This window comes from Bacillus cereus group sp. BfR-BA-01380 (genome assembly GCF_022663535.1).
GTDB lineage: Bacteria > Bacillota > Bacilli > Bacillales > Bacillaceae_G > Bacillus_A > Bacillus_A cereus_BB.
Window position 1 is genome coordinate 97,156 of record NZ_JAKUFS010000017.1, and the last position, 12,622, is coordinate 109,777.

Consider the following 12,622-nt stretch of genomic DNA (forward strand, 5'->3'; position numbering starts at 1 on the left):
CAGTATTTTGCTGCGTTTACATTATATATTTTTAAGGGGGTTATACAATGAGTCAACTAGCTGTGAACCTTCATGAAAAAGTAGAGAAATTTTTACAAGGAACAAAAAAATTATATGTAAACGGAGATTTCGTTGAAAGCACTTCCGAAAAAACATTTAAAACACCAAACCCAGCAACTGGCGATACATTAGCCGTTGTATATGAAGGCGGCCGTGAAGATATTCATAAAGCCGTCATAGCAGCGCGCCTGGCATTTGATGAAGGTCCATGGTCACGTATGAGCGGTGCTGACCGCAGCCGTCTCATGTACAAGCTTGCTGATTTAATGGAAAAACATAAAGACGAGCTTGCACAGCTTGAAACTTTAGATAATGGAAAACCAATTCAAGAAACAACAACGGCAGATATTCCTCTTGCAATTGAACATATGCGTTATTACGCTGGATGGGCAACAAAATTAGTTGGTCAAACCATTCCTGTTTCAGGAGATTATTTTAACTATACACGCCATGAACCAGTTGGTGTTGTTGGTCAAATTATCCCTTGGAACTTCCCTCTTTTAATGGCGATGTGGAAACTGGGAGCAGCACTAGCAACCGGATGTACTGTTGTATTAAAGCCAGCTGAACAAACGCCTCTTTCCGCGTTATATTTAGCTGAATTAATTGAAGAAGCTGGATTCCCGAAAGGCGTTATTAACATTGTGCCTGGATACGGTGAAACAGCTGGTCAAGCTCTTGTCAGTCACCCTCTCGTTGATAAAATTGCTTTCACAGGCTCCACTGAAGTTGGAAAACACATTATGAAAGAAGCATCTCAATCTTTAAAACGCGTGACATTAGAGCTTGGAGGTAAATCGCCAAATATTATTTTACCTGATGCTGATTTGTCTCGTGCAATTCCAGCTGCACTTTCGGGCGTTATGTTTAATCAAGGACAAGTATGCTGCGCGGGATCTCGCTTGTTCATTCCAAAGAAAATGTATGATAATGTTGTAGCAGATCTTGCCTTATATTCAAAAAGCTTAACGCAGGGTGCTGGATTAGATCCGCAAACTAACATTGGTCCCCTTGTATCAGAAGAACAACAAAATCGAGTGATGGGCTATATTGAAAAAGGAAAAAATGAAGGCGCAGAAATATTAGTTGGCGGAACGAAACCTTTCGAAAATGGTTATTACGTTTCCCCAACAATTTTCGCAGCTGTACAAGATGAAATGACGATTGCGAAAGAAGAAATTTTTGGTCCTGTCGTTGCTGCAATGCCATTCGATGACATTGATGAAGTGATTGAACGTGCTAACAAATCAGCATATGGATTAGCAGCTGGATTGTGGACAGAGAACATAAAAAATGCGCATTATGTTGCAAATAAATTACGAGCTGGAACGGTATGGGTAAACTGTTATAATGTCTTTGATGCAGCCTCTCCGTTTGGAGGTTATAAACAATCAGGTCTTGGACGTGAAATGGGTTCTTATGCATTAAATAACTATACAGAAGTAAAAAGCGTTTGGATTAACTTAAACTAGAAGAAAGTCTTGCCAATCGGCAAGACTTTCTTTCTTCATTTAGTAAGATTGGTGAGCGTTTTCTATCAAACACTCATCGATTGAAGTTTCACTTTATACTTGTAATCCCCCACTTACATTTAACACTTCTCCAGTAATATAAGAAGCAAAGTCTGACGCTAGAAAAGCAGCTGCATGTGCAATATCTTGCGGAGATCCGATTCGCCCTGCTGGAATTGCGGCGATCATCATGTCCTTTACTTTGTCCGGCATAGCTTTCGTCATATCAGTATCCATAAATCCCGGACAAATTGCATTACATGTAACACCAAATCCAGCTGCTTCTTTTGATGCTGTTTTTGTTAATCCAATTACACCTGCTTTCGCAGCAGCGTAGTTTGCTTGGCCGATATTCCCCTGCCAACTAATCGAAGAAATATTAATAATGCGTCCATATTGTTGTTTACGCATATGTAAAAGCGCTGGTTGCATACAGTTAAATACCCCTGTTACATTTACTTGCAACACTTGTTCCCATGCTGTTTTTTCCATTTTATGCAACATGGCATCTCGTGTAATTCCTGCATTATTTACTAAAATATGCAATGCACCGTATGTTTGAATTGCATACTCAATTAGCGATTTTGCATCTGTATGACTGCTTACATCACAAACATACGCCCTTACATCATATCCTTCCTGTAACAATTCGGTTGTCGCACTATTTAGGACTTCTTGATTCATATCACTTAGCAATACTTTCGCTCCTAAAGTGCCAAATACACGCGCAATTTCTTTTCCAATTCCTTGCGCTGCACCAGTGACAACAGCTGTTTTCCCCTCTAAAAAGTTCATTCTTCTCCCCCACTTTCCAATATATATTCTATATATTTCGTCTTATGTATTTCATTTTCCTTTTTGTATAAAAAAGTCTATTTGTGTCACACTATAATTGCAACTTAACATAACACAAGGAGATTGTGTAAAATGAAGAAAAAGAATGTACAGCAAAACAACGTATCTGACGGTATTGATGTTGCATTTTCTCGAGAACTTGCTGATCAAGATGACTTAGAAGCACAAGCACGTGCAGATGCTGCAGATGCACGTCAAAAACAGCAACGAAACAAAAAATAAACCGAGAATATGTCTCGGTTTATTTTTTGTATTTTTTCACATAATGTGCCAAGGTAAGTAAAGGAAATAAACGATGATAACTATGATAACGAATATAAAACTCTCCTGGAAGTCCTGCTCCAGTCGGATATTCAATATTGTGAAAAGAGTGCGCTAACAAATAATTGATTCCGTTTTGAATGCTTGGCGTTTCCGTATCATGTACAGCAATTAGCGCATCTAGAGCCCATGCAGTTTGAGAAGGTGTACTAAAAGATGTTGAAATAAATTGTTTCTCCTTACTGCTTTTGCACGATTCTCCCCATCCTCCATCACGATGTTGAATCATTTCTAACCACCGTACTGCTTTTTCTATTGCTGGATGATTCTTTGGTAAACCATTTGCCCGCAGACCTGTTATAGCAGCCCATGTACCATATATGTAACAAACTCCCCATTTTCCATACCAAGAACCATTTTGTTCTTGATTGCGTAAAAGCCACTGCATTGCACGGTGTAAATCATAACTGTTTATTTCATTCGGTGCATACGTTCCAAAAAATTCAAGTACCCTTCCTGTTAAATCTGCTGTAGACGGATCGAGAATCATATCTTCTACGCTATCGAGAGGAATATGCATAAACATATGCTTATCAACATTCTTCTCGAATGCCCCCCAGCCCCCATCTTTATTTTGCATTCCAAGAATCCAATGTATCCCTTCATTCCAGGCTCGTTTCACTTTCTTATCTTTCTTCGCGATAGAAGTAAGTGAGCGCAACGCTGCTGTTGTATCATCACAATCTGGCGCAATCGTATTCGTATCGGCAAACCCCCATCCGCCAGGAAGTAAAGAAGGTGCATGAACATGCCAATCTCCGTAAGAGGTATGCTGTTTCCTTAATAAATAACGATTTGCTCGCTCAATCATCGCATCCTCTTCTGACACATTTGCTTCTTGCAAAGCATAACTTAAAAGAGCAGTATCCCACACTGTGGAAGGTGAGTTTTGTAAATGGGCACCATTCTTTGTATTCCATATGTACGACTGTATCCCTGATACAGCTTTCTCGATAATAGGAGAATGTATAGAATGACCGAGAGCAAGGAGGGCGTAAATCATATAAAAAGTAGCGCTCGCATAAGTATAAAGTGTTCCATTTCCTTCTATACGTTCTAGTATAAATCGTTCCGCCGCTTTATACCCTTTATGATGAAGTGTATACGGATAGGAAATTAGCTTTTTTCCTTCCAATAAAATGGTTTGCCAAACTGGAGAGCGCTTAGAATGAAACCAACTTGATTTATTCGCACCTGCTATATGATTCAAATTAGGAACGTCCATATCTTCTACTACAAATTTCTTATTCATACAAATAATCGTAGGCACGAAATGAATACGAGCAGAATTACTCACTTCATACATACTAAACGGGGAATGATCCGGTAGAAAGAAAAAAGACATAGGAAAATGAAACAATGGAGGATAACCGTATTGTCCATGCAATGCTAACATAAACTTTGTCATAAAGTGAGCATTTGTAATTCCACCTTGTTCACGAATAAATTGTTCTGCACGGTGCATAATCCCGTCTTCTTTCTTATATTGCCGAGAAGCTAACAATGCAGCATAAACTTGAATTGTAGCTGAAAGATTCCCATTTGGCTCATCTTCATACAACTTCCACGTTCCTTCATTTGCTTGCAAGAAAGTAAGCCTTGCTACAAATGGTTCTATTTCTTTTTCTTTTCTCAACATACGTAACAAGAAAATCATCATGCAATCCGTAAGCGGGGATCCTTCAAAACAAAAGCGCCATGTTCCATCTCTTCGCTGCATCGTACGTAACGCTGTAACTTGTCTCTGTATTTCGTATTTTACTTTGTCATACAATAGCATAGATATCCCCCCTTCTTTACTGAATCCATATACAATATTCAAAAACATACGTAAATATGTGCAAAACAAAAAGCAAAGTAAGGTTCATTCCTTACTTTGCTTACGAACAATAACAAATCGCCACAACAATTCCTAAAAGCGCCCCGATAACGACTTGATATGGTGTATGACCGACAAGTTCATTCAATTTTTTATAATCCGTTTGTCTTCCATGGAAAAAATCATTTAAAATTTTCGCTTGTTTACTGACGGCAAGTCTCACTCCTGATGCATCATACATGACAATAATTGCAAAAATCGTCGCAATAGCAAATATAGAGCTCGTCATTCCTTCTTCAATTCCGATTGCTATTGCTAATGCTGTGACGGTGGAAGAATGAGAACTCGGCATTCCGCCAGAAGCAAAAAACTGCGCAAAATCAAATTCTCTCTTTTTTACTAAGGTGATGATAACTTTTGTAAATTGTGCTAAAAACCATGCAATCACCGCAGACATTAATGGGTTGTTATGTAAAATTGTTTCCATAATTCACACCTCACCGCTTATAATGGAATATCCTTACTTTCATTATAAAGAAAACGGCATACATAATACTATGCCGTTTTACGAAACTTTTGCAGATTTATTTTTTATAAATTTCGGCTGCTTATTTAACATAAATTTCGTTTTTGCTATCGAAAAGATAAATAACGCAATCCAAATAAAGAAAAATGCCGTCATGTGTGCAGTAGTAAAATGTTCATGAAAGACGAAAACTCCTAATACAAGGCTAATTGTCGGTGCAATATATTGCAAAAATCCGACCATTGATAACGGAATAAGCTTTGTACCTTTTGCAAAATATAAAAGCGGCAGTGCAGTGACAATACCAGCCCCTGCTAGAAGTAATGTCGATGTAATCGAAACTGCTCCAAATGCACTAATCCCCTTAGCACCTAGTATTCCTAAATATACGAGAGCAATCGGTGTTACAAGCATCGTTTCCATCGTCAGCCCGATCATTGAATCATAATCTAATAATTTCTTTGATAAACCATATAAACCAAATGTACATGCTAACGAAATTGCAATCCACGGAATCGATCCATAGCGAACTGTTAAAATGGCAACTCCAAATGCTGCTAACCCTACAGCAATATATTGCCAAAAGTTGAGTTTTTCTTTTAAAACAAGCGTGCCAAGTAAAATACTAACAAGCGGATTAATATAATAACCTAGACTTGCTTCAATAACATGATTATGATTAACAGCCCATATGTACACAAACCAGTTCCCGCTAATTAATATAGAAGCAATAGTTAATGACATGAATAATTTAGGACGTTTAAAAAGTTGTACAAACTCATTCGTAAATTGGCCAAAACGTTTACAAATGAATAAAACGAATAACATAAAAACGAATGCCCAAACGATGCGATACGCTAAAATTTCTTCTGCTGGAACTTCGTCTATCAATTTCCAATAAAGCGGAAGAATCCCCCACATCATATATGCACTTGTCGCATATATCATCCCTTTTTTTTGCGCTTCCATTTGACTCTCCTCTTTTCTTTTTTCTTCATTATAAAGTGTCCTTCTATCTGTTTACAATTTTCCGCTACATTACTTTTTTATATAAAGTGCAACTTTCATCAGTGGGATTTTCTTCATCCCTCACTGATGGAAATGTACAAGGACAAGAAAGTCTAAACTAAATTTTTTAAAGATTAATGTCTTCCTAAAAAAACTTCCCACTAACAGGTTGGCCCACCACCTGTAGATTGACACAATTGTATTAACTTAAATGACAAATTTATACCCACTTAACGCGCGATATCTTCAATAAGAATTAAAAAACAATGACATGAGTCTTTTTTATATAACTTGTGAAAAACACATTCTTGCATAAAAAAGAAGCATAAATCTGCATAAAATGCGAAGTTATGCTTCTTTTTATAAATAAACAAAAATTCCGATAAACACCTTTTACTGTACGCAATTTCAACACACCGATTGAAACTTTGAAGGTATTCTAAATCACTTTGGTATATTGCGAAATTTGTTTGTTGTCATAAATAAATCGATTTCACCCACAGGTGAAGTCTGCCCAAAATGAAGTTAGGTTCATACATAAATTGTTTTGAATTGCATCATAATCTGTCATTGAACAGTCCATATATGTTTCTATGTCTCTATTGCACCAGAACCCTATACAGTGCTGCTATTGATATTGATATATTCGTAATGTCACAAATTTGATGTACAGTCATTAAGCGGCTTTTTTACATTCACATCACTATTCACAAATAATACCTTTGATAGTGAAAATTTATATTTATAAAGTTGCATCTTTCTGGACACTCTACTTTGTGGTTAACGAAAGGTACGCTCCCTCTATCCCTTCTAATTCATTTGCGAGATATTTGGCCATCTTTTCCACTGCTGGGGAGAAGACGATCTCCTCATGCGACCCAGGCACCGAATACTTATTCACTTTCCCCCGTAACCACGGCTTCCAATCCGTGAACAATTCTTTATCTTCCTCAGCACTAAAGTAAATGACTTCCCCAGAATATGATATTAAATCATGCACTGCCATTAAATTCAGACACTTCCTGTGAGCATTGATAATTTGCTTCAAATTCGTAAGATCTGCATCATACGGGAGCACTCCTTCCACAATTAATTGCTTAACAAGCATGTCCTGTTGATGAACGAGCTCTTCTTCCTGCTCCACTAGCTCTAAATGGATGAAATGCTCCAATATATAAGATAGCATTTTATCCTCTGTCTTGTAATCCTTTTCTGAAGGCACCTTAGTATCCATTAGTACCAACACCTCAACTTCTTCTCCCTGGTTCCGTAGTATAGTCGCGATTTCATAGGCGATGGCACCGCCCAGAGACCATCCTCCCAGACGATACGGTCCCTCTGGCTGAACTCGCTTCATTTCCTCGATGTAGAGTTGAACTACTTCCGACAAAGTCAACCCGTCCATTCCTTCTTTCTCTACGAGAGGATTCTGTAGACCATAAAATGAGCAGTGATCCTTGAGTAGCCTTGCTAGCTGAATGTAACAGAATACATTACCCATAAACGGATGAACACAGAAGAAAGGCCTTTTCTCTGATTCTTGTAATGGAATCAGAACCGAAAACGATTTTTCCATACCATGATTGTCACGGATGAGACAAGCGATCCCTTCCACTGTCGGGTTCTCAATTAATGCGGACATCTTAATCTCTTTTCCAAATTTCTCTCTGATCTTTGAAATCAATTTGATTACCAGGAGAGAGTGCCCCCCTCTATCGAAGAAATCATCGTTTACATGGACATCTTCTATCTGTAGCACATCCTGCCAGATTGTAATCAGCTGATACTCGATTTCATCCCGTGGGATGATTGGTGTAGAAAAGGTACTTTCTCTTTGAATCGTTAAGCTGTTCAGTGCCCTTCGATCAACCTTCCCATTTGTTGTAAGCGGAATCGCGTCTACCTCAATAAAGTGTGCAGGAACCATATAATTCGGTACTTGTCTCTTAAGATGCTCACGCCATTCATGCATACTTCCTTCACCCACCACATAGGCAACCAATCTCTGATCTCCTGGTTGGTCCTCTCTTATCAAGACTACTGCCTCTTTCACCGATGGATGACTTTCTAATTTCGCTTCAATCTCTCCAAGCTCAATCCGGAAGCCTCGAATTTTCACTTGATTATCGATTCTCCCCACATAATCCAAATGGCCATCAGCTAAATAGCGGACTAGATCTCCCGTCCGGTATAACCGTTCCCCTTCATTAAATGGATGAGGAATAAAACGTTCGGACGTTAACTCTGGACGATTCAAGTATCCTCTCGCTAGGCCTGCTCCACCGATATAAAGTTCACCCGTTACACCAGCTGGAACAGGTAGCAAATTCCCATCCAATACATAGGCTTGAACGTTCGGCAACGGACGCCCAATGGTTACTCTTTTACTGTCTTTTTTGATACGATAGCATGTCGCATCAACCGTACATTCTGTAGGACCATACACGTTATAAAAATGGATCTTGTCAGCCTTTACTAATTGTTCCCACAGTGACGGCACAATTGCTTCTCCACCGACCAGTACCTTGCTTGGAACATGAACACTATCGTTTGTTTCTAACAACCCCTCATCTATGAGTAATTGGAGTAGTGAAGGTGTTATATCGAACATTTCCAACTTATTCTCCCGAATATAAGATACAAACTGTTGAGGATCACTGCGAACTTCGTTTGAAATAATATACAAACTAGAACCATACAACAGCATTTGTAATTGTTTAACGGATGAATCAAAGGCGATTGAGGCATTTAGACCAACGCGCATGTTAACAGGCGTCCGATGTGAAAAAACCTCTTTCTGTAAACCATAGGATAGATTTAATACCGAATGATGCTGTATCAAAACCCCTTTTGGATTCCCGGTCGAACCTGAAGTGTAGATAACATACGCCAAGTTTTCTCCGGTCACTTTACATATTGGTGAAAGGGTGTTTTCTTGCGAAATCATTGCTTGATCCCGGTCCAAACAAACTGTTTCAACTTCTTCAGGTATCCAATCTTGTGATACTTCGTTTGTAACCAATATTTGAATTCCTGTGTCCTCCAGAATATATCGTAGGTGACTTTCTGGATACGATGGATCCAACGGAACATAGGCTGATCCAGCTTTCAAGATTCCCATGAGACTGACAATCATCTCAACTGAACGTTGGGAACAAAGCCCGACCAATGACTCCGTCCCAACCCCACATTTCTGAAGATAATGGGCCAATTGGTTTGCTTTCTCATTCAGCTCTCGATACGTCAACTGCTGATTTTCATCCACCACTGCCACCGCATCAGGTGTACGCTCCACTTGATCTTCAAACAGTTTGTGGATCACACTCTCACGTGGATACGCTGCTGCATTATCATTCCATTCTTCCAGTAGTTGTTTCTGTTCTATTTCTGTAACATACACCAGCTCCGACAGAGTTTGATCAACGTTCTCGATCATTTGCTTTAACACCTGGCTTAAATGACCCAGCATCCGTTCAATGGTGAGGCCATTAAACTTGCTACGATCATACTTCATCTTTAACAACAACGGGCTTTCTGGAACAACTGTCAATCCTAATGGATAATGAGTTTGCTCTACTCCTTCCAACTCACCAATATCTAGATTTCCTGAAGACTCCTCTTTCACTGGGTAGTTTTCAAACACATACAAGCTATGGAACAGTGGGGTTCCTCTAGGAACTTCACTCCATCCTTGAATCTCCGTCAAAGAAGCATATTCATATTGTCTTCTTTCTATCTCTTCCTCTTGTATCTTCTGCAACCAATCTATTATTTTTATATCATCTATCAACTGAATTCGCGTCGGTGATGTGGTAATAAAAGGACCTACAATGTTTTCAACATCAATAATTTCCGTAGGGCGTCCTGAGCTAGTTACACCATAGACAATATCATCTTCTCTACTATACCGGCTCATGAGATACGCCCACGCACCTTGAATTACCGTATTCAAAGTGAGCCTATTGCGCTTCGCCCAGTTTTGTAACGCTTGGGTTTGCTCTTCTGATAAATAAGTTACCTTCTCTGTGTAACCTTTTTCTTGCTCCTTACTTTCTAAGCCAATCAAGGTTGGCGCTGTAAAGCCTCTGAGTTTCTCTCTCCAGAATTTTTCCGCTTGCTCCTGATCCTGCTCTTTCAGCCACTGAATATACTTCCTGTATGGCGGTGACTTAGGTAAATCCACAGCCTCTCCTTTCATCCTCTTCTGGTACACTGTAAGCAATTCGTTAAATACCAGTGGCAGGCTCCATCCATCCAACAAAATATGGTGATGCGTCCAAACAACCCGATATTCTTCCTCCGCTTCTTGAATGACAGTCACCCGCATCAATGGCGCTTCATCAAAAAGAAAGGCTTGTTTTCGATCCGATGCCAAAAAGGCTTTTCGTTTCTCCTCTTTTTCTTCATCAGACAACGTACGCCAATCCACTTCATTCAGCTTAAATGGGATATGTTCATACACCACTTGTAAGGGCTCTTCAATCTCATCCCACACAAATGCTGAACGAAAGATCTCATGCCTCTGAATCACCGATTTCCACGCCTGCTCAAATGTAAGGATATCCAATTTTCCTCTAAGCAGGAAATTTAATTGCACCATATACGGCGCTGTTTGTTCATCCCTTTGATCATGCAGCGTATGAAAGAGCATGCCTTCCTGCAAAGGTGATAGTGGATACAGGTCGGTAATCGGATGGTTCTTTCCACGATTCATCTTAGATAGTACTTTGTTTAAATCTTCTGGGGTGAGATTTGCAATCGCAAAATCCGAAACGGTCAGCGCGGATTCTCCACCCGAAGAATGAATCAACCCTCTCAGTTGATGGAGCATATTCTCTGCAACACTTTGAATGGTTGACTTCGCAAACTGTCCAACATTGTACACCCAAGTGAACTGGAGTTTTCCATCGGTTACAATTCCGATTACATCGATTAAATGTGATCGCTTGGAACCAGGAGCATGGTCTAAGCGCGTAAACCCGGTCTCCGGAACAACCATCGCATCATCAGAGAACATTTGGTCAAATTGTCCAAGATAGTTAAAACTAATGGACGGTGTAGACTGAGACTCCAATCGCTCACGCATCGCTGGATTCAAGTACAGTAAAATTCCATAGTCAATGCCCTTATTAGGAATTTGGCGCACTTGTTCTTTGACTGCTTTTAATGCTGCAATTGGCGTGTTGGCACCTGTAATATTTAAGTGAACAGGATAAATACTTGTAAACCATCCTACGGTTCTCGATAGGTCAATGTCTTCAATAATCTCTTCTCGACCATGACCCTCCAAATCCACGGTCAGCGTCGAATGACCTGTCCATGCTGCCGTAGCCTGTACCAATGCTGCCAATAGTACTTCATTGATTTGGACACGATGGGTGCTTGAAATCTCTTGCAATAACGCACGGGTCTCTTTCTCATCCAGTACCACGGTAATCTCCTCAGTTGCTGTGTTTGCTGGATCTTCGAGGGTGGCATCCACTGGTAGCATAGCCACTTCTTGTTCGAATTGCTGCTCCCAGTAATCACGCACTTCTTGTGCAATCCCAGCTTCAGCGTAATGATGCAATTTCTCCGCCCACGCTTTAAAGGATGTACTCTTCGTAGATAATTGGATTTTCTGATCCTGGCTCGCTTGATTATACGCCGTTTGTAGATCCTCCAGTAAAATCCGCCAAGAAACACCATCCACTGCTAAGTGGTGAATCACCCAGAATAATCGGCCGGCTCTTTTCTCACCTTCATCAAAATACACCATTCTCATTAGCGGTCCTGCGTGTAAGTGTAAGCTTGCTTGTGCAGTGTCAATCTCCGTCTGAATCACTTGATGCCATTCTGCTTGCGGCACTTCGTCTAATGAAATCACGGTCAGCGTCGATTGTTCTTTGATCCCTTCATTCCGCTGTTTCCAAGCTCCATCCGGTAAACGTTCATATTTTAAACGCAAGGCATCATGATGGATTAGAAGGGTACGCACAACTTTCTCCAGTAATACTATATCCAGTCGCTCTTTTGTTCTAAAAAACATGGATTGATTCCAATGGTGTGGGTTCGGATGATCTTGTGCAAAAAACCATTGCTGGATTGGTGTAAGGATTAGTTCTCCAGTTACAACTCCCTGCTCTGCTTGTACTCCCTGATCTTCTTTGACTACTTGCGCCAACTCGGCAATCGTTTGGTGTTCAAACATTTGCTTTGGTGTCAATTGCAAACCTGCTTGCTTCGCACGAGAGACAATCTGAATGCTGAGAATCGAGTCTCCACCAATTTCAAAGAAGTTATCATAGATTCCCACCTTCTTAATCCCTAATACTTGCTTCCAAATGGTAGCCAGTGTTTCTTCTTTACCATTCCGGGGTGCAACACATTCACTTTCTATTTTCCTCTCCTCTGGTACAGGCAAGGCCTCATGATCAACTTTACCGTTAGCAGTTAGTGGAATAGCTTCCATCATCACAAATCCTGAAGGAACCATATGGCTTGGTAGTTCCGCCTTGAGATAATCTCTCCACTCACCTACAT

The 12,622-nt window shown here is 40.0% G+C and carries 7 protein-coding genes; 2 read left to right on the forward strand and 5 right to left on the reverse strand.

Annotated features, from left to right (window positions below):
- Window positions 1-47 precede the first annotated feature (47 nt).
- Window positions 48-1,532, forward strand: coding sequence for an aldehyde dehydrogenase family protein (locus MR076_RS16410; RefSeq protein WP_242222305.1), 1,485 nt, complete (start codon window positions 48-50; stop codon window positions 1,530-1,532).
- Between the two features lie 93 nt (window positions 1,533-1,625).
- Here MR076_RS16410 and fabG read toward each other — a convergent pair whose 3' ends face one another.
- Window positions 1,626-2,366 carry a 3-oxoacyl-ACP reductase FabG gene (fabG, locus tag MR076_RS16415; protein WP_242222306.1) on the reverse strand — a complete coding sequence of 247 codons (741 nt, stop codon included), beginning with the start codon at window positions 2,364-2,366 and terminating at the stop codon, window positions 1,626-1,628.
- Window positions 2,367-2,498: 132 nt separating this feature from the next.
- Here fabG and MR076_RS16420 point away from each other — a divergent pair, with 132 nt between their 5' ends.
- On the forward strand, window positions 2,499-2,648 hold the full coding sequence (locus tag MR076_RS16420) for a YfhD family protein (protein WP_242222307.1): 150 nt from the start codon (window positions 2,499-2,501) through the stop codon (window positions 2,646-2,648).
- 19 nt (window positions 2,649-2,667) lie between these two features.
- On the opposite strand, the gene shc is transcribed toward MR076_RS16420, so the two are convergent.
- From shc to MR076_RS16440, 4 genes are all read right to left on the reverse strand, one after another.
- Window positions 2,668-4,527: a squalene--hopene cyclase gene (gene shc, locus MR076_RS16425; protein ID WP_242222308.1), complete on the reverse strand. Its 1,860-nt coding sequence runs from the start codon at window positions 4,525-4,527 to the stop codon at window positions 2,668-2,670.
- Window positions 4,528-4,627: 100 nt separating this feature from the next.
- Entirely contained in the window at window positions 4,628-5,053 is a 426-nt protein-coding gene (locus MR076_RS16430) for a divergent PAP2 family protein (protein WP_242222309.1), read from the reverse strand.
- A gap of 78 nt (window positions 5,054-5,131) precedes the next feature.
- Window positions 5,132-6,061, reverse strand: coding sequence for an EamA family transporter RarD (gene rarD, locus MR076_RS16435; protein ID WP_242222310.1), 930 nt, complete (start codon window positions 6,059-6,061; stop codon window positions 5,132-5,134).
- Between the two features lie 808 nt (window positions 6,062-6,869).
- A partial coding sequence (locus MR076_RS16440) for an amino acid adenylation domain-containing protein (protein ID WP_242222311.1) occupies window positions 6,870-12,622 on the reverse strand: 5,753 nt, incomplete at its 5' end.